20 protein-coding genes are annotated in these 18,155 nt (G+C 70.3%); 12 read left to right on the top strand and 8 right to left on the bottom strand.

Annotated features, from left to right (window positions below):
• Positions 1-61 precede the first annotated feature (61 nt).
• Positions 62-979: a hypothetical protein gene (locus tag NR798_RS34160; RefSeq protein WP_375766724.1), complete on the top strand. Its 918-nt coding sequence runs from the start codon at positions 62-64 to the stop codon at positions 977-979.
• A 230-nt stretch (positions 980-1,209) separates the two neighbouring features.
• Here the strand turns inward: NR798_RS34160 and NR798_RS34155 are convergent, their stop codons facing one another.
• On the bottom strand, positions 1,210-1,848 hold the full coding sequence (locus NR798_RS34155) for an SGNH/GDSL hydrolase family protein (RefSeq protein WP_375766723.1): 639 nt from the start codon (positions 1,846-1,848) through the stop codon (positions 1,210-1,212).
• A 115-nt stretch (positions 1,849-1,963) separates the two neighbouring features.
• On the opposite strand from NR798_RS34155, the gene NR798_RS34150 reads away from it, so the two are divergent.
• A complete protein-coding gene (locus tag NR798_RS34150; RefSeq protein WP_375766722.1) occupies positions 1,964-2,935 on the top strand; it encodes a 3-oxoacyl-[acyl-carrier-protein] synthase III C-terminal domain-containing protein in 972 nt (323 codons plus the stop codon).
• 4 nt (positions 2,936-2,939) lie between these two features.
• Here the strand turns inward: NR798_RS34150 and NR798_RS34145 are convergent, their stop codons facing one another.
• The 3 genes from NR798_RS34145 to NR798_RS34135 are packed head-to-tail and all read right to left on the bottom strand — an operon-like array spanning position 2,940 to position 4,644.
• Positions 2,940-3,491 (bottom strand): hypothetical protein, encoded by a 552-nt coding sequence (locus NR798_RS34145; RefSeq protein ID WP_375766721.1) that lies wholly within the window; start codon positions 3,489-3,491, stop codon positions 2,940-2,942.
• A complete protein-coding gene (locus NR798_RS34140) occupies positions 3,491-4,036 on the bottom strand; it encodes an anti-sigma factor family protein (protein ID WP_375766720.1) in 546 nt (181 codons plus the stop codon). Before NR798_RS34140 ends, NR798_RS34145 begins: the two co-directional genes overlap by 1 nt.
• Positions 4,036-4,644, bottom strand: coding sequence for an RNA polymerase sigma factor (locus NR798_RS34135; protein WP_375766719.1), 609 nt, complete (start codon positions 4,642-4,644; stop codon positions 4,036-4,038). The genes NR798_RS34140 and NR798_RS34135 overlap by 1 nt, the downstream gene beginning before the upstream one ends.
• 206 nt (positions 4,645-4,850) lie before the next feature.
• Here NR798_RS34135 and NR798_RS34130 point away from each other — a divergent pair, with 206 nt between their 5' ends.
• Positions 4,851-5,333, top strand: a complete 483-nt coding sequence (locus NR798_RS34130; RefSeq protein WP_375766718.1) for a hypothetical protein — start codon at positions 4,851-4,853, stop codon at positions 5,331-5,333.
• A gap of 116 nt (positions 5,334-5,449) precedes the next feature.
• The gene (locus tag NR798_RS34125) at positions 5,450-6,031 is read left to right on the top strand and encodes a TIGR02265 family protein (protein ID WP_375766717.1); all 582 of its coding nucleotides are present in this window, start codon (positions 5,450-5,452) and stop codon (positions 6,029-6,031) included.
• Here the strand turns inward: NR798_RS34125 and NR798_RS34120 are convergent.
• Positions 6,028-6,495: a peroxiredoxin gene (locus tag NR798_RS34120; RefSeq protein ID WP_375766716.1), complete on the bottom strand. Its 468-nt coding sequence runs from the start codon at positions 6,493-6,495 to the stop codon at positions 6,028-6,030. The two genes, NR798_RS34125 and NR798_RS34120, sit on opposite strands and share 4 nt — an antisense overlap.
• 83 nt (positions 6,496-6,578) lie before the next feature.
• Between NR798_RS34120 and NR798_RS34115 the strand changes: the two genes are divergently transcribed.
• From NR798_RS34115 to NR798_RS34080, 8 genes are all read left to right on the top strand, one after another.
• Entirely contained in the window at positions 6,579-7,745 is a 1,167-nt protein-coding gene (locus NR798_RS34115; protein WP_375766715.1) for a YcaO-like family protein, read from the top strand.
• Positions 7,742-8,941 (top strand): TfuA-like protein, encoded by a 1,200-nt coding sequence (locus NR798_RS34110; protein ID WP_375766714.1) that lies wholly within the window; start codon positions 7,742-7,744, stop codon positions 8,939-8,941. The genes NR798_RS34115 and NR798_RS34110 overlap by 4 nt, the downstream gene beginning before the upstream one ends.
• 148 nt (positions 8,942-9,089) lie before the next feature.
• Entirely contained in the window at positions 9,090-9,320 is a 231-nt protein-coding gene (locus NR798_RS34105) for a hypothetical protein (protein WP_375766713.1), read from the top strand.
• A 12-nt stretch (positions 9,321-9,332) separates the two neighbouring features.
• Complete coding sequence (locus tag NR798_RS34100) at positions 9,333-10,130, top strand: DNA-methyltransferase (protein WP_375766712.1); 798 nt, start codon at positions 9,333-9,335, stop codon at positions 10,128-10,130.
• 103 nt (positions 10,131-10,233) lie between these two features.
• The gene (locus NR798_RS34095) at positions 10,234-10,716 is read left to right on the top strand and encodes a peptidylprolyl isomerase (protein ID WP_375766711.1); all 483 of its coding nucleotides are present in this window, start codon (positions 10,234-10,236) and stop codon (positions 10,714-10,716) included.
• A gap of 73 nt (positions 10,717-10,789) precedes the next feature.
• A complete protein-coding gene (locus NR798_RS34090) occupies positions 10,790-12,679 on the top strand; it encodes an OPT family oligopeptide transporter (protein WP_375766710.1) in 1,890 nt (629 codons plus the stop codon).
• Between the two features lie 74 nt (positions 12,680-12,753).
• The gene (locus NR798_RS34085) at positions 12,754-13,692 is read left to right on the top strand and encodes a hypothetical protein (protein ID WP_375766709.1); all 939 of its coding nucleotides are present in this window, start codon (positions 12,754-12,756) and stop codon (positions 13,690-13,692) included.
• Positions 13,693-13,778: 86 nt separating this feature from the next.
• Positions 13,779-15,149 (top strand): FAD-binding oxidoreductase, encoded by a 1,371-nt coding sequence (locus NR798_RS34080; RefSeq protein WP_375766708.1) that lies wholly within the window; start codon positions 13,779-13,781, stop codon positions 15,147-15,149.
• 6 nt (positions 15,150-15,155) lie between these two features.
• Here NR798_RS34080 and NR798_RS34075 read toward each other — a convergent pair whose 3' ends face one another.
• The 3 genes from NR798_RS34075 to NR798_RS34065 form a co-directional block, all read right to left on the bottom strand.
• Positions 15,156-15,533: a hypothetical protein gene (locus NR798_RS34075; protein ID WP_375766707.1), complete on the bottom strand. Its 378-nt coding sequence runs from the start codon at positions 15,531-15,533 to the stop codon at positions 15,156-15,158.
• Between the two features lie 140 nt (positions 15,534-15,673).
• The gene (locus NR798_RS34070; protein ID WP_375766706.1) at positions 15,674-16,381 is read right to left on the bottom strand and encodes a glutathione S-transferase family protein; all 708 of its coding nucleotides are present in this window, start codon (positions 16,379-16,381) and stop codon (positions 15,674-15,676) included.
• 105 nt (positions 16,382-16,486) lie between these two features.
• Positions 16,487-18,109, bottom strand: coding sequence for an ABC-F family ATP-binding cassette domain-containing protein (locus NR798_RS34065; protein ID WP_375766705.1), 1,623 nt, complete (start codon positions 18,107-18,109; stop codon positions 16,487-16,489).
• Positions 18,110-18,155 lie beyond the last annotated feature (46 nt).

The following is an 18,155-nucleotide window of genomic DNA, read 5'->3' as shown; positions in this document are numbered from 1 at the left end:
CCGGAAGCGTCGTTTCCGGGGGCAGGTTCCTGGCCTGGGAATTGAAGATTGGGACAACACCATGAGTCCCCGTGCACGTCTTTCCCACACCGGCCGCGTGAAGGCGGCCCTGCTCGCCACGGTGACGCTGCTCGCGCCCGCGGCTTCCCAAGCGGCCGCGCCCGCGCCGTACTCGCTCCCGTGGCAGCTGCGCCCCACGGCGGCGCTCAATGTCGTGCGCTCCGACACGGCCTTCGCCCTGAGCCAGCCCGTGGAGGGCGAGCGGAACCTCACCGACGCCTTCATGCTGCTCACCTCCTACAAGGTGACGCCCCAGCTGGCGCCCTTCGTCCGCCTCGGGGTGGTGCACCACAACCCGGCCAGGGGGCCCTCGGGGACCTCCTTCGTGAATCCGGCGCTGGGTGCCACCTACGCGATTCCGTTCAACGACTCGCTGCGGCTGGCCCTCTTCCTGGGCTTCACCCTGCCGGTGGGCATGTCCGGTGGCAACGAGCCGGAGGCCGCCCTGGCCGCCGCCACGCGCTCGGGCGTCCTGGCCCGCTCCGCCATGGACAACGCCATGTTCGCGGTGAATGACTTCACCGTGTTCCCCGGCGTGGGGCTGTCCTATGCCTCCGGCGGCTTCACCGCCCAGCTCGAGGCCACCGTGCTCCAGCTCACCCGCGTGCGCGGCGAGGCCGTTCAGCCGGATGCCTCGCGGACGAACTTCACCTCCGGCCTGCACCTCGGCTACTTCGTGCTGCCGGTGATGTCGCTCGGCGGCGAGGTGCGCTACCAGCGCTGGTTGTCCACTCCCGCCAGCGTCACCTCGCCCGAGCTGCGCGACAACCTCACCGTGGCCATCGGCCCCCGCTTCCACATCAAGCTCAAGGACGGCCCCACCCTGCGCCCGGGACTGGCCTACGCCTTCGCGCTCGACGCGCCGATGTCGAAGCAGAAGTACTCCATCCTCCAGCTCGACATCCCCGTCGCCTTCTGATTCCCAACCCTTCCCTCTTCCCAACCCTTCCCTCGCCCTCCGGGAGAGGGTCAGGGTGAGGGTGCCCGGGCCCGTTCTTCAACCCGTGGCTCTCGCTGTGGGCAAGGGGTTCAACCCGGGTTCACCCGATACCCTCACCCCGTCCCTCTCCCGGAGGGCGAGGGGAAATGGCCGCGGTTGTCAGCGCGGGTTCCCAGGGGCTCACCTTCGCGGACTGACCTGAAGGAGACTCAGCCGGTGGCCTGCGCGGTGCTGGCGCCGAGCTCGGCGGCCTGGAGCAGGATGGGCCAGAAGTGCTCGGCCATCCGCTGGTAGCCCGTGTCCGAGGGGTGGAAACCATCGGCCGAGAAGTAGTCGGTGCTGCCGGGCAACTCCTGGAGGCTGGGGCCGTGGAGGTCCACGCCGAGCAGGCCATGGCGGGCCACCACGCGGGCCACGGCCTCGTTGAAGGAGGCGATGCGCGCGGAGATGAGCTGGATGGGCAGGAAGTGCGTCGCCAGCCGTGCGATGGGGGCGAGCGAGATGTCCGGCAGGTTGGCCAGCACCACCGGGGCGCCCGTGCTCACGAGGCCGCGCGCCAACTGATCGAGGTTGGACTCGAACTGGTGGGGCTCCACGCCGCGCCACAGGTCGTTGATGCCCACCGCGAGGCTCACCACATGGGGGCGGGACCGGCTGGCCTTGGGGAGCTGTCCGGAGAGGACGGTGGCGCTGGTGGCACCGCTCACGCCCAGGTTGAGCAGGCCCACGCCCGGGCGGGTGCGGCGCAGCCGTTGGAAGAGGTGCTCGACGTAGCCACCGCTGCGCGAGCCCACTCCGACGGCGGAGGAGTCACCCAGGGCCACGTATCTCAGGGAGAGTGCGCTCATGAGGTGCTCTCCATAGCGGCCAGGGGAAGGCTTCGCAGCGCCATCTGCTTGCCCGCTCCATGGGCGGGCAGTGGAGGCCTCGTCCGGAGGTCCGGGTGTGCTCTATTCCAGCACGATGACGCGACCTTCGATTGCCTTCCTGGGCCTGGGCTCGGCGCTGCCGGAGCGGGTGCGAACCAGTGCCGATCCCATCTTCGATCGCATTCGCGAGGCCGCCCGGGCGCAGGGGCTGTCCGAGGCCTCGCTCTTCTACGGCAACCGGGAGCACCGGTGCCTGGCGCCGGACGAGTCGCTGGCCTCCCTCACGGCGAAGGCGGGGCGCGCGGCGCTGGAGGACGCGGGCGTGCGGCCGGAGCAGGTGGACCGGCTCTACGGCTACGTCTCCGTGTCCGAGTTCGTCTCGCCCAATGCGCTGTACCAGGTGCACCGGGAGGTGGGCCTGGGCTCGCACGCGCTGGTGGTGCCGGTGCAGGCCGACTTCGGCAACTTCGTCATGGGCACGGTGCTGGCCTGGGAGGCGATGCTGGCGGGGCACTCGGAGCAGGCGCTCGTGGCCGTGGGGGCGGGGTGGACGCGCAACGTGGACTACGCCCAGGGCCACGCCTTCGGCATCGGGGATGGGGCGGGCGCGGCGGTGCTCGGCGCCGGGGAGCGGCTCGTCCTGGTGGACTACGCCGCCGACACTTTCAGCGACGAGTACGGGGCCATGACGATGCGCCCCCGCCCCGAGGCCGGCTTCACCACCCCCGTGTACGGGCTCGAGCCCAACCGGGGCGTGCAGGCCTTCCTGAACACCGGCATGGAGGGCCCGCCGAGGCTCGTCGAGCGGCTGCTGCGCAAGCACGGCCTCAACGGGGATGACATCACCCTCGTGTCACACCAGGCCACGCGCAAGCTGCTGGACCACTGGAACGAGAAGATCCGCCCGCGCGAGTACCTGCACACGCTCGAGGACTGCGGCAACATGGTGATTGCCTCCATCCCCGTCACCCTGGCCCGCTACCACCGCGAGCTGCGCACGAAGTACCTTGTGCTCTTCGGCATCGGCATCGGCGCGCACCAGGTGGCCCTCCTGGTGCGCGTGTAGGACGCTACTGGCGGCGCTCCTGGAGGCGCTGCTGCATCCGCTGGAGGCGCTCCTGCCTCCGCTGCTCGCGCTCCTCGCGCCGGCCCTCGCGATCTGCCTTCCGCATCATCTTCTCCATCTTCATCTTCCCGTCGTGCCGGGCCATGAAGATGGCCAGCTGCGCCCGCTTCTGAGGAGGCAGGTCCTTGGCGAGCGCCTGGTACATGTCCCGGTCCAGCGCCGTGAGCTGCGTCCGCGCGTCGAATACCCGCTGCACCGCCTGGTCCACCTGCGACTGCGTCGAGGCGTCTCCCCGCGCCGCCTGCCTCAGCACCCGCGCGGACTCCTGCACCTGCTCGAGCAGGGGCCGTCGGCGCTCGTCGAACTGGCGCATCGTGTCCGCCATCTTCAGCGCCTGGGACTCCTCCAGCTCCAGCTCCTCGGCCAGTCCCACCACCCGCATCAGCCGGGTCTGCCGCTCCACCCGCTCCACGGCCTCCTTGTCCTCGGGCGCCTGGGCCAGGGACACCAGGGGAAGCAGGCTCAGCGTCAGCACCGCCAGTCGAAAGGGCTTCATCACAGCGACTCTCCAGGGTTCGGGTTCGAGAAGAAATCGTCCAGCTCGGAGTCCAGGAACTCATCGGCTTCCGGCTCCTCCGGGTCCGCGTCGGACAGATCGAGCGCATCGGCCAGCGGGTCCGCCAGCGCCCATTGCTCCAGCGCCACGGTGTCCTCCTCGGGCGGGCGGGTGGAGGGGTCCACCTGGGCGGTGGGCACCGAGCGCGTGGACGCACGGCGTTGCATCACCGGGCCCAGCACCAGCAGCACCACGGCGGCCGCCGCCATCAGCGCTCCCGCGGTCCGCATCCGCGCCGCCTGCTGCACCAGCGTCCTTCGCCAGGCCCCCAGCGTCTTCCGAGGCAGCTCCGCCATCAGGGCCTGCTCCCGCGCGGACGGGGGCGGCAGCGCGGCCAGGCCGAGCACCTCGCGGTGGGCCTCCGCCTCCGAGCGGCATGCGGCACAGGCGTCCAGGTGCGCGCGCACCCGCGCCTCCTCTTCGGGCTCCAGCGCTCCCGCGGCGAAGAGGGTCAGCAACTCGTCTTGGTCCTGGCACGCCGTCATCAGCGTTCCTCCTCGGACAGCGCCGCCACCTGCGCCCGGAGGCGCTTCACGGCGTGATGGAAATTCACCTTCGCGTTCGTCTCGGTGATGCCGAGCGTCCCGGCGATGTCCCGGAAGCCCAGCCCACCATCCACCCGGAGCGTCAGCACCTCGCGCTGGCGGCGTGGCAGGGTGAGCACCGCCGCGCGGACTCGTTGCTCGCGCTCGGTCCTCTCCAGGGCCTCCTGCGCGGACTCTCCCGGGGCCTGGGGTTCTGGCTGCTCCACGGCCCGGAGCCAGCGCCTTCCCTGGCGGGCATGGTTCTTCGCCAGGTTGAGCGCGATGCGGATGAGCCAGGCCCGGAAGGGCGCGGGGCCCGAGGGGCTCCAGCGGGAGAAGACGCGGCGCGAGGTCTCCAGGGCTCGCAGGAAGGCCTGCTGGGCGAGGTCCGCCGCGTCCTCGGGCCGGGCCGTGTAGCGCCGCATGAGGGAGAAGACCAGGGCCCGGTGCCGCTCCACCAAGGTGCCGAAGGCCGCCTCCTCACCAGCCAGGAAGGCACGGCAGAGCGCCTCGTCGCTCGGCTCGGTGGCGGTCTCCGCCAGCACCAGGGATGTCTCCAGGGCCTTCACGCCTCCTACGAACACCGGAGCCGGCGAAAAGTTAAAGGGGGTTTTTCCCGTGGGTTCCGGGGTCCCCGGTGAGGTTCTGCGGAGTAGGGCAGGGGACCCTACTTGAGAGGTTAGAAAAAGGTTCGCATCGCCGGGGTGTTCCGCTATTCTGTGCGGCGTGGACCTGAAGGGTTCACGGACTGCCCGGGCGGGCGAGGAGTGTGAAGATGGCCGAGACGATTGGGGGCGACATTGGCACGCAGATCCTGAATGCCGTTCAGGGTCTGGGTGTCCGGATGGACCGGCTGGAAACCCAGATGACGGGCCTCAAGGCGGAGGTGACGGACCTCAAGGCGGAGGTGACGGGCCTCAAGGCGGAGGTGACGGGCCTCAAGGCGCAGGTGGCGGATCTGGACTCCCGGATGGTGCGGCAGGAGAAGCTGACGGAGCGCCTGGGGACCGAGTTCCAGCAGTTGCGTGGGGAGTTCCAGCAGTTGCGTGGGGAGTTCCAGCAGTTGCGTGGGGAGTTCCAGCAACTGCGCGAGGACTTCAAGCAGATGATCACGGACATGCAGGAGGGGTTTCGCAGGCTGAATGCCCAAGACGAGCTCACGGCGGGCGCGGTGGTCATGATGGCCTCGGTGCTGCGCCGGCCCACGGATCTCGGCGAGGATCTCGAGAAGCGCCTGCAAGCGCTCCAGACGCACTGACGGCATTCGTGCACCGGGCTTGCCTGCCTGCTCCACCCTGGAAGTCCCCCCCAGGCAGGTTGCCGCCCACATCATCCGGCTGACACAATGGAGGGGCTCAACGGGGGATCCGCATCATGGCAATGGACAACGCGGCCGCACGCATCAAGGGAAGTGTGCTCATCACCCGCATCAATCTGCTGATGAAGCAGGGCGGGGCAGGGCGTCTCCAGCAGGTGCTCCAGCGGTTGCCGCCCGCGGACCGCAAGATCCTCGAGGGCGTCATCATGCCCATCGGCTGGTACCCCCTGGAGCTCAACCTCCGCCTCGACGCCGCCATCGCCGACGCGCTCTCGCCCCGGGACCGCAACAAGGCCTTCGTCGAGATGGGCCGCGCCTCCGCCGAGGAGAACCTCACCGGCCCCCACCACGTCTTCATCCGCAAGGGGGATCCGCACTTCCTCCTCAGCCACGCGCCGGAGATCTACCGCCTCTACTACGCGGTGGGTGCCCGCTCCTACGAGAAGACCGGGCCGCGCGGCGGCGTGCTGCGCACCATGGGCGCCGAGAGCGTCACCGAGGCCGACTGTCTCACCATCATCGGCTGGTACGAGCGGGCCATCGAGATGAGCGGGGGCCGCGACGTGCGCATCACCCACTCCAAGTGCCGCGCCCGCGGCAACGGCCACTGCGAGTACCACTGCGCCTGGGAGGCCTAGGCACCCGCCGCTGGCAGCGGGTGCTCGCCCAGGTAGCGCAGCACGTCATCCAGGTGCTTGTAGACGCGCATCTCGTGGCGGATGACGGACTCGACCCGGCCGTCCGGGCCGATGATGTAGGTGACGCGCCGGTCCACGTTCAGCACGGGCCACAGCACGTCATACGCCTTGCTGATGGTGCGCCCCTCGTCGCCGAGCAGCGAGAAGTGGATGTCCTCCTTCTCGGCGAACTCGCACTGCGTCTTCACCGTGTCCACCGACACGCCCACCAGCTCCGCCCCGAGCGCCTGAATCCGCTCGTGGTTGTCCCGGAAGTGCCGCGTCTCCTCGGTGCAGCCGATGGTGAAGGCCTTGGGGAAGAAGAAGAGCACCACCCGCCGTCCCCTCAGGGCGGCGAGCGAGAAGGTGCGTCCCCAACAGTCGGTGCCGGTGAAGTCCGGGGCGGCTTGTCCCACGTCGAGCATCTTCTTTTCGGCCTCCTGACGCCGGACTCCCCTAGCATGCTTCCCGCCGATACGTCCTCGCTCACCCAACACAGAGCTCTCCCGTGGCCCTCCCGACCGCTGTTCCATTGACGTCCTCCTTTCTTGACCGTCTCGCCCGTGGACTCGGCGTCACCCGGGTGGCGCGGGTGACCGGGTTGGACCGGGCCGGCGTGGAGGTGGCTGCCGCGGTGCGTCCAGGCGGCTACGTGCTCCAGGTGTGCAATGGCAAGGGGCTGGATTTCCAGGCCGCCACGGCCGGGGCCCTCCTGGAGACGGCGGAGCTGTGGGCCGCGGAGAACCCTCCCCTGGAGCGGCTCGTCTGGGGCTCGATGGATGGGCTGGAGACCCGGGGGCGCGCCGTCTGGGGCGCCGAGGAGCTGGGCACCCGGGGCGTCGTGGCCATTCCCAGGCTGTGGAGCCACGAGGTGCGCTGCGCCTGGTGTGAGGCCACCGAGCTGCATTCCGGGCAGCCGGTGCTCCTCCCTGCCCAGGGGGTGTACTGCCCGCCCACGGGCGCTCCGGCGCTCGGCCCGGTGAGCGTGCAGTGGACGAGCAACGGCTCCGGCGCGCACCCCGAGCGGGCGCGGGCCCTCCTGCATGCGCTGCTGGAGGCCACGGAGCGCGACCAGCTCGCGCGCATCCTCCCGGAGGGGTGGTCGGAGGAGGTGCTCCGCTCGCGCATGCTGCGCCCCGGAGGACTCGAGCAGGGCGCTCCCCGCACGGCGGCGCTCGCGCGGACCCTGGAGGAGCGGGGCTTCGCCGTCTACCTCTTCGATCTCACGCCCGACGCACGGACGCCGCGGGCCGCGGGCCTGCCCGTGGGAGGGGCGATGCTCGTGGACCGCGAGGAAGGCCCGGTGCCCCTGGCGGCCGGGTACGCGTGCGGGCTGGGGAGAGATCAGGCCCTGCTCGGCGCCTTGCTGGAGGCGGCCCAGTCCCGCCTGACGGACATCCACGGTGCGCGCGAGGACGTGGCGGCGGGAGACCGTGAGGCCACGCTGGCCCTGGCGGCCGCCTGTGCGCAGCTGCGCCCGCGCCGCGCCGTGGAGTCCATGCCCGACGTCTCCGGGAAGGTGTCCTCGCCGGAGGAGGCGGTGCGCGAAGTGCTGGTGCGGCTCGGGAAGGCGGGCTTCCCGCGGGCCGCCGCCGTCGAGCTGGAAGCCCCTCTCCCCGGACTCCACGTGGTGCGCGTGGTGGTGCCGGGCCTGCGCGTCTCGGAGCTGCTGTGAAACGACGTCCGGCCCATCCTCCCGATGATCTCATCGTCTTCCTCGGCCCCTCGTTGCCGGAGGAGGACGCCCGGGCGCTGGTGCCCTGCCGGGTGTTGCCCCCCGCGCGCCAGGGCGACGTGTGGCGGGCCCTCTCGCTGCGTCCGAGGGCCATTGCCCTGGTGGATGGCGTCTTCGAGGCGCAGCCCTCCGTGTGGCACCACGAGCTGCTGGCCTCGCTGGATGCCGGGGTGGCGGTGTTCGGCGGAGGCAGCATGGGCGCGTTGCGCGCGGCGGAGCTCGCGGTGCACGGCGTGGTGGGCGTGGGCCGCATCTTCGAGTCGTACCAGCGGGGCGAGCTGGTGGATGACGCCGAGGTGGCGCTGCTCCACGCCGACGCGGAGCACGGCTTCCGTCCCCTCACGGTGCCACTCGTCAACGTGCGCCATGCGGCCCGCCAGGCCCAGGAGGCGCGGGTGCTGGCGCCTCGAGAGGCCCAGGCGCTGGTGGACGCGGCGGCGGCGCTCTTCTACCAGGACCGCACCTGGCCCCGGGTGCTGGCGGCGCTGGGCGAGGCGTGGCGTCCGGCCACCCGGGCGAAGTGGGAGGTGTGGGCCGCCGGAGGCTTCGAGGACCTCAAGCGCGAGGACGCCCGAGCCTGCCTCCAGGCCGCCTCGGCCTACCTTGCCTCGGGAGGCGAGGCCCCGGTGCGGACGCGGACGGGCCGGGCGCCGCCTTCGTCGTACGTACGCCGCCGCCGCCTCATGGAGGGGCTGTGCGTGACGGAGGAGGCCCTCGTGTCCTCCGAGGAGGTGCTCGCGGAGCTGCGCGCCGCGCCCGACGCGAGGGCCTTGGCGGAGGCGGGCCTGCGGCGGGCGCTGCTCGCGGGACAGGCGCGGTCGCTCGGCCTGCTCGCCACCGCCGAGGAGATGGTGTGGGCCGAGGAGGAGTGGTGGGAGGAGCTGGGCGTGCCGCCGCGGGAGCAGGAGGCGTACCTCGCGGCGTGCGGCCTGGACGCGCATGAGGTGCTGCGGCTGTGCGAGGAGCGGGCACTGGAGCGGCTCATGCTCGAGCACGCGTCGCGGGTGCTGCCGGACGGGCCCTCGTGGGACGAGGCGCTCGCCACGGAGGCGCGCCTGAGGGGCCGCTGGGTGGAGGAGGCTCGTCGGCTCGGGGCCCCGAAGCCGCCTCCGAAGCCACGCCAGCGCAAGCGGTGAGCCGGAGCGGGCAGGCGGCCAGCGGCCGGGGGGGCGCCGCGGTGAGTCGCGGGGCGGGCCCGGGTCATTCCGGTGGGCGGGGCCCTGGGGAATCGTTACGTTTGGCGGACGCGGCGCGAAGGGAGCACGCGCCGGAGGCTGCGAGACGATGACGCGGATATGCCAGGACGAGGTGGGCCGTTGTGACTTCATCGACGTGCTCGAGGAGGCCGCTGTGAGGCACCGGCCGGTGGCGGTCCAGCTGCGCGAGGGCGAGGCCTTCATCGACGAGGTGCTGGACGTGGTGACCGAGCAGGGGGACGACTTCGCCGTCTTCAAGTCGCACGAGCGGGTGGCGGTGGGGGACATCCTGGCCGTCACGCGGGCGGTGCTGGGGTAGGGTGCGCGCCGGATGAATCCACACGAAGAGCTCGAGTCCTTCCGCTGCGTGCGGGCCGATGCGCGGGAGCCCGGGGGTTACCGGGCCGTGCTGGGAGAAGCGAAGGCCACCTTCCTGCACACGGATCCGCCGTATTGCCTGCTCACGCGGCGGCGCAAGGGGGGAGACCTGAGGGATCCCCGGGCGAACAAGAAGATCGATCGCAACCCCATCGTGCGCTTCGAGACGGTGCGCGACTACCGTGTCTTCACCGAGGAGTGGATGACGCGCGCGGTGGCGCACCTGACGCCGGACGCCACGCTGGCCATCTGGACGAACCTGTTGGGCAAGGAGCCCATCCTCGCGGTGGCCCGCTCGCTGGGCTTCAGCCACCAGCGGGGCGAGTACGTCTGGGGCAAGCGCACCACGGACAAGAACGCCAACGAGCAGCTGCTGCGCGTCTACGAGGTGGCGCTGGTGCTCTCGCGCACGCCCGCGCCCGAGCTGGCGCCGGGGGACCTGCCCACCGTCTGGGCGGTGGTGGGCGGCTACGACGACGACGCCGAGGCGGCGCACTGGGGCAACCATCCCCACCACAAACCCTTCTCCGTGCTGGAGCCGCTGGTGCGCACCTGGAGCCGGCCGGGGGACTGGGTGTTGGACCCGTTCGCGGGCAGTGGCTCCATGCCGTCGGCGGCGCTGCGGCTGGGGCGCAAGGCGGCGTGTCTGGAGGTGGAGCCCGAGTGGGCCGAACGGGTGGGCCACCGGCTGCGTGAGATGGCGGGCACTCGGAGCGGCGTGGAGGTATCCACCCCGAAGAATCACCCCTAGGCTGCGCCCTTCCGCCCGGCTCCTGACCAATCAAGGGAGCACGGGTTGCTTGCCCCCGCTACATCTCCGTCCCATACCCGTAGGACAGAAGGAGCAGCCCATCATGAAGGTGTCCAAGGACAGCGTGGTCTCGTTGGAGTACCGGTTGCACCTCGGGGATGGACAGGTCGTCGACGAGAGTGAGCCCGGGCAGCCGCTCGCCTACATGCATGGCCGGGGGCAGATCGTCCCGGGTCTGGAGGGGCAGTTGGAGGGCATGTCCGCCGGGGAGTCCAAGAAGGTGGTGGTGCCTCCTTCGCAGGGCTACGGCGACCACGATCCGCGCGGCCTCCAGGAAGTGCCCCGCGAGATGTTCCCCCCCAATGCCACCCTGCAGGCGGGCCTGACCATCAGCGCGCAGACGGCGGACGGGGACGTCATCCCCATCACCATCCGCGAGCTGAAGGGGGACAAGGTGGTGGTGGACCTCAACCACCCGATGGCGGGCAAGACGCTCCACTTCGATGTCACGGTGCGTGAAGTGCGCGCCGCTACCGACGAGGAGAAGGAGCACGGCCACGCCCACGGGCCGGGCGGCGCGCACTGAGCGGACGGCTGGGCCGGTCGGGGAGTAATCCCCACTCGTGGGGTAGGGGGTGTTCCGGTATCTTCCACCCCCCATGAGCCAGCCCGCCACGCCCTCTCCCCAACAGCTCCGGCTCCCTCCCGAGCTGGAGCTGCCGAAGAAGGACTCCAAGACCGCCGCGCAGGATCCCGAGCGGTACTGGCTCCAGAACGTCTACAAGGGGGCCGAGAACCAGCTCACCGTGCGCGCCGTCATCGCGGGCATGCTGATTGGCGCGGTGATGTGCCTGTCCAACCTGTACGTCATCCTCAAGACGGGCTGGAGCCTGGGCGTCACCATCACCGCGTGTGTCCTCTCCTTCGCCGCCTTTGGCGCGCTGCGGGCCGTGGGGCTGGTGAAGACGGAGGTCACCGCGCTGGAGAACAACGCGGTGGGCTCGGTGGCCTCGGGGGCGGGGTACATGACGGGCGGGGGCAACATGGCGGCCGTGCCCGCCCTGCTGATGCTCACCGGGGCGCTGCCGTCCGCGGGGTGGCTGGTGGCCTGGTTCGCGGTGATCTCCGCCATGGGCGTCTTCGCGGCCATCCCCATCAAGCGCCAGCTCATCAACGTCGAGCAGCTCCCGTTTCCCACGGGGACGGCCACCGCCGAGACGCTCCAGGCGCTCCACGGCAATGACGAGGGCTCGCGCGGCAAGGCGCGCTACCTGGGCCTCGCGGGCCTGGTGGGGGCCGTCATCGCGTTCTGGCGGGACGGCAGGGGCTCGTGGCTGGTGTGGAATCTGCCCTCGAAGCTGAGCCTGCCCTTCACCATTGGCGGCAAGCCGGCGGGGGCGTGGACGCTCTCGCTCGACCTGAGCCTGCTGCTGATTGGCGCCGGGGCGCTGGTGAGCTTCAAGACGGGCTGGTCCATGCTGCTGGGCGCCATCTTCACCTACGGCTTCCTCGCCCCGGAGATGGTCAGCCGCGGCGTCATCCCCGAGGTGACGTACAAGGCCATCAATGGCTGGGCGCTGTGGACGGGGGCTTCGGTGCTGGTGTCCTCGGGCCTGCTGTCCTTCGCCTTCCAGTGGCGCAGCGTGGCCAAGTCGTTCAAGGCGCTCTCGGGGCTCTTCGGGAAGAGCAGCGAGGAGGACAAGGATCCGCTGGCCGGCGTCGAGTGCCCGCCCACCTGGTTCCCCCTGGGCTTCCTGGTGCTGGGCCCCATCGTGGTGGGGCTGATGGCCTACCTCTTCCAGATTCCGTGGTGGGCGGGAGTCATCGCCCTGCCGCTGTCGGTGGTGATGGGCGTCATCGCCGCGCGCGTCACGGGAGAGACGGACACCACGCCCACCAAGGCGCTCGGGCCGGTGACGCAGCTGCTCTACGGGGCCATCCTGCCCGGCAACCTCGCGGCCAACGTGATGAGCGCCAACGCCACGGGCGGCGTGGGTTTGCACTCGGCGGACCTGCTCACGAACCTCAAGACGGGCTGGCTGCTGGGCGCCAACCCGCGCAAGCAGTTCATCGCGCAGCTCTTCGGCGTGGTGGCCGGGGCCGCCGTGGTGGTGCCGGCCTTCAACCTGCTGGTGCCGAGCGCGGACGTGCTGGGCACCGAGGAGTTCCCCGCGCCCTCCTCGCTGGTGTGGGCGGGCGTGTCGAAGATGCTCGTGAATGGGGTGAGCTCGCTGCACATGTCGGCGCGCATCGGCGCGGTGTGCGGCCTGGCGCTGGGCGTGGCGCTGGTGCTGCTGGAGCGCTGGGCGCCGAAGAAGGCCAAGCCGTTCATCCCCTCGTCCGCGGGCCTGGGGCTGGCCATCGTGATTCCCGGGGCGAGCTCCATCAGCTTCTTCATCGGCGCGGCCATCGCCGAGGTGCTGCGCCGCAAGCAGGCGAAGCTGGCCGAGGCCACCGTGCTCCCGGTGAGCTCGGGCTTCATCGCCGGTGAGAGCCTCATGGGTATCGCCGTGGCGATGCTCAAGGCCTTCGGGTTCATGGCCAAGTAGGCCTTTCGGGCAGGGGCTGGGCACTACTTCTTGAGTCAACCCCGGGCTTGACGGCATGTGACTTATGGAGTCACATGGGCCGCCGCATGCCCTCCCTCCGGCACGAGGCCCTCTTGGAGTTGTTCCGCAACCGCCCGGCCCTGGCGGCCGAGTTGTTGCGGGACGCGCTCGGTGTCGAGCTGCCCGCCTACGCGGAGGCCCGGGCGGAGTCCGCGGAGCTGACGCAGGTGGTGCCCACCGAATACCGGGCGGACCTGGTGGTGCTGCTGTGGGAGGACACGCCTCGCTTCGCCATCGTGGTGGAGGTGCAGCTCTCGCCGGACGAGGAGAAGCGGTACACGTGGCCGGTGTACCTCACGCACATGAGGGCGAGGTTGAGGTGCCCCACGGTGCTGCTGGTGGTGGCTCCGGACGCGGCGGTGGCCCGCTGGGGCGGGCAGCCCATGGAGTTGGGCCATCCAGGCTTCGTGCTGAGGCCCTGCGTGGCGGGACCGGAGCGCATTCCGGTGATTACCCGGCCCGAGCAGGCGCGCGAGGCGGTGGAGTTGGCGGTGCTGTCCGCCATGGCACACGGGCAGGGCGAGAGGGGCGCGGCCATCGCCGAGGCGGTGCTACCCGGGCTGGTGGGGGTTGATGACGAGCGGGCGCGCTTCTATTTTGATTTGGTGATGTGCTCGTTGAACGACGCGGCACGCACGGCCTTGGAGGCACTGATGCGCGGTGGAACCTACGAGTACCAGAGCGAGTTCGCCCGGCGGTACCTCGCCCAAGGCCGGCAGGAGGGACGGCAGGAGGGACGGCAGGAGGGACGGCAGGAGGGACGGCAGGAGGGACGGCAGGAGGGAGAAGTGATAGCCCTGCTGGAGGTCCTCGAAGCCCGGGGCCTCCAGGTGGATGATCAGACCCGCCAGCGCATTGCCGCTTGCACGGACCTCGAGCAACTCAGGCGTTGGCTCCGCAGGGCCGTGTCCGTGCAGTCGGTGCAGGACCTCTTCGAGCCCGCGGCGACCTAGCTCTCCTGGGTCATCGGCGTCGTGGCGGGGCGCGACCACTGCGAGAACATGGTCCGCCAGACGTGCACTCGATAGCATCAGCGCCCATGAGCGTGGACCTGTTGCGTGAGCTCGCTTCCGTCCTGCCGCCCGAGGCACTCGTCACCGACCCCGATGTGCTTGAGGCACACCGCCGGGACCAGGCCGGATGGGCCCCGGCGGGCTCGCCTCGTGTGCTCGTCCGTCCAGGCTCGACGGCCGAAGTGCAGGCCGTGCTCCGGGTGGCGTCGGCCCTCCGCGTGCCCGTGGTCCCCCGTGGCGCGGGCTCGGGGCTGTCGGGCGGCGCCAACGCCGTGGATGGGTGCATCGTGCTCTCGCTCACGCGGATGAACCGCATCCTGGAGATAGACCGGCGCGGCCTGTGCGCCGTCGTCCAACCCGGGGTCATCAACGGCACGCTCAAGGCGGCCGCGGCGGAGCTGGGGCTCTGGTACGCGCCGGACCCCGCGAGCTGGGAGTTCTCGACCCTCGGCGGCAACCTCGCCACCAATGCCGGCGGCCTGTGCTGCGTGAAGTACGGTGTGACCGGGGATGCCGTGCTCGGGCTCGAGGCCGTGCTCGCGGATGGCTCCGTCGTCCGGACCGGCGGCCGCATGGTCAAGAACGTCGCTGGCTATGACCTCACCCGGCTGTTCGTCGGCTCCGAGGGCACGCTCGGCGTCATCACCGAGGCCACGCTGAAACTGCGGCCGCGCCCACCCCGGGCCACGACGCTGGTGGCCTCGTTCCCGACGCTCGTCGGAGCCGGAACGGCGGTCACGGAGATCATGGCCGACACCCGGCCCTCGCTCCTGGAGTTGATGGACCGCACGACCGTCCGGGCCGTCGAGGCCGCTAGGCCCATGGGGCTGGACGTCCAGGCCGCGGCACTCCTGCTGGCGCGCTCCGATGCCGGGGGCGAGCAGGGCGTGGCGGAGTGCACGCGGATGGCGGCCGTCTGCGAGGCCGCCGGAGCGACCTTCATCGCGCACTCCTCCGACGAGGCGGAGGGAGAGTTGTTGATGGGCGCGCGCCGGTTCGCCTTTCCCGCGCTGGAGCGGCAGGGCTCGACGCTGCTCGATGACGTGGGGGTGCCGCTCTCGCGTATCCCGGACCTGCTCGCGGCGGTCGAGCGCATCGCCGAGCAGCGGGGAGTGCTCATCGGGACGTTCGGGCACGCGGGCGACGGGAACATGCACCCCACGATCGTCTTCGACCAGAACGACCCGGAAGCGGTGGCCCGGGCCAAGGTGGCGTTCGACGACATCCTGCACGCGGTGCTCGAGCTGGGAGGCACCATCACCGGGGAGCATGGGGTCGGTTCGCTCAAGCGCCCGTTCATCGCCCGGCAACTCGGCCCCGAGACCCACCGGCTCCACCTCGCCATCAAGGGCGCGGTGGATCCGCTCGGCATCCTCAACCCCGGCAAGCTGCTCTGAGCACGGCTAGCGCGGCACCAGCACGCACTGGCCGAGCTCCGTGTCGCACACGGGCACGAGCTCTCTCGGGTCCAGACAGGAGGCGGTGACGCACTCTCCCGGCTGGCAGACGATGGAGGCCTGCTGGGCGAGGGTTCGCGCGCGCCGCTGGAACTCGGTGAGGTTGGCCTTCGTGTTGACGGCACCGAAGCATTGGAACGCGCCCAGGCAGTTCTGCCCGCCTGCCAGGGCGAGGAGATCGAGCTTCTGGCAGGTGTCTCCAGGGCGGCACTGGGCGTAGTGCGCGACCAGCTCCGTGGCGCCCTCTTGGAGCTGCTCGCAATTGGCACACCCCGACAGCCACACCGCCACCGCCGCCATGCACGAAACGAGCATCCGTCTCATTCCCACCACCCCCGCGTGCCTCGGTTCAACCACTCGTTGAACGGACGGACCGTGGACACGCGGGAGCGCTCGCGCATCGCCCCACGGGGATGCGGGGGGCGCGCTGTCTTTCGGCGTACAGACGGGGCCCGCCGGGAGGACTACTTCTGTCCGCCCGCGAAGTAACGCTGCTTGAGGCGCTCGCAGTAGCGGACCAGGTTCTGCTGCCCCTGCGTGTACTTGCGGAGCGGCGAGTCCACCGGGAACTCGAGGATGCTCGCGATGAACGCGTAGAGCGTCGCGTCGAACGAGGAGGGGCTCTCTCCCAGCAGGAAGGGCTTGTCGCCGAGCACCGTGGCCACCGCGGAGACATCCGCCTTGCCCATCTCCAGGAGCTCCTCCGGCCGGTGGCGGCCCAGGCCCTGGGTGTGCATCGCCTTGCCGACCCCCCGGCGAATCATGGGCACGATGAGCTTGCCGGCGACGGGCGGGAAGAGGGCCTCGAAGACGGGCTTGTAGAGCCGCCATCCCTCCTCCGCGAGCCAGCGCTCATGGATGATGTGCCAGTAGAAGCTGTCCTCCAGCATGCGCCGCACGAGGTGCCCCTGGGCGACCTGCTCCGCGCTGAGCTTCGCGTCGAGCGTGTCGCCGTGCTTGCGCTTGAGGTGCTCGATGATGAGCTGGGAGTCACCCAGGAACGAGCCATCCTCCTCGATGAAGGGGATCTTCCCCTTGGGCGCCTTCCCGAAGGCGGCCGGCTTTCCCGTGTAGGGGATGCCGGCCATCCGGAGATAGCACTCCAGCTTGAGACAAAAGGGGCTGACGTCACTGAGGCCGAACGCGGCGGGGCCTTTGTGGAGGGTGAGCATGGGGGCAATCCTCCATGCCAGGGCGTGGCCCGTCCAGAACCCATCGGGAGACATGAGGAGCAGCGGGGCCTGTTGCCCACTGCGGCCCCTCATGCCCGGGGAACGTCAGCTGCGCAGGCCGGGGGCCTCGTGGCCGGTGCGGGCCACGTACTCCGTGTAGCCGCCGCCGTACTGGTGGATGCCCTCGGGCGTCAGCTCCAGCACCCGGTTGGACAGCGCGCCCAGGAAGTGCCGGTCGTGGCTCACGAAGAGCATGGTGCCCTCGTAGTTGGCCAGCGCCGCGATGAGCATCTGCTTCGTCGCCATGTCCAGGTGGTTGGTGGGCTCGTCGAGGATCAGGAAGTTGGGCGGGTCATACAGCATCTGCGCCAGCACGAGCCGCGCCTTCTCGCCTCCGGAGAGCACCTTGCACTTCTTCTCGATCTCATCGCCCGAGAAGCCGAAGCACCCGGCCAGCGCACGCAGTGAGCCCTGCGAGGCCCGCGGGAACCTGTCCACCAGCGAGTCGAACACCGTCTGGTCCGGCTTGAGCAGCTCCATCGCGTGCTGCGCGAAGTAGCCCAGCTTCACGCTGCCGCCGACGCTCACCGCGCCGTCGTCCGGCTTCGACTCACCGGCGATCAGCTTGAGCAGGGTGGACTTGCCCGCCCCGTTCACGCCCATCACGCACCAGCGCTCGCCGCGCCGCACGAGGAAGTCCAGGCCGTTGTAGATGCGGCGCTTGCCGTAGCCCTTCACCACCCGCTCCAGCTTGGCCACGTCGTCACCCGAGCGCGGCGCCTGCTGGAACTCGAACACCAGCGTCTGCCGGCGCTTGGGCGGCTCCACCTTCTCGATCTTCTCCAGCTTCTTCACCCGGCTCTGCACCTGGGCCGCGTGCGAGGCCCGAGCCTTGAAGCGCTCGATGAACTTCAGCTCCTTGGCGAGCATCGCCTGCTGGCGCTCGTACTGCGCCTGCTGGTGCTTCTCGTTGAGCGCCCGCTGCTGCTCGTAGAACTCGTAGTTGCCCGTGTACGTCGTCAGCTCGCCGCCGTCGATCTCGATGATCTTCGTCACGATGCGGTTCATGAACTCGCGATCGTGGCTCGTCATCAGCAGCGCGCCCTCGAACCCCTTGAGGAAGTTCTCCAGCCAGATGAGCGACTCGATGTCGAGGTGGTTGCTCGGCTCGTCGAGCAGCATCACGTCCGGGCTCATCAGGAGGATGCGGGCCAGGGCCACGCGCATCTTCCATCCGCCGGACAGCGCGCCCACGTCCCCGTCCATCATCTCCTCGGAGAAGCCGAGGCCCGCGAGGATCTCCCGCGCCCGGCCCTCCAGCGCGTAGCCGCCCAGCTCCTCGTAGCGGCCCTGCACCACGCCGAAGCGCTCCACGAGCTTGTCCATCTCGTCCATGCGCTCGGGGTCCGCCATGGCCGCCTCGAGCTGCTTGAGCTCGGAGGCCACCTCGGAGACCGGACCCGCGCCGTCCATCACGGCCGCTACCGCGCTCTGCCCGGACATCTCGCCCACGTCCTGGTCGAAGTAGCCGACCGTGACGCCGCGATCCACGGACACCTGCCCCTCGTCCGGGTGCTCCCGCTGGACCACCATGCGGAACAGGGTGGATTTACCCGCTCCGTTCGGGCCCACCAGACCCACCTTCTCGCCCTTGTTGAGCTGCGCAGACGCCTCCACGAAGAGGATCTGCTGTCCGTGCTGCTTGCCGATGTTGTCGAGACGAATCATGGGACCTCAGATGGGGGCGAGCGGTTGACCCTCACCCTGTCCCTCT

Origin of the sequence: Archangium gephyra (assembly GCF_042230915.1) — a bacterium.
Classification (GTDB): domain Bacteria; phylum Myxococcota; class Myxococcia; order Myxococcales; family Myxococcaceae; genus Archangium; species Archangium gephyra_B.
The sequence above is the reverse complement of the archived record's forward strand: the minus strand, read 5'-3'. Positions and strand labels throughout refer to the sequence as shown.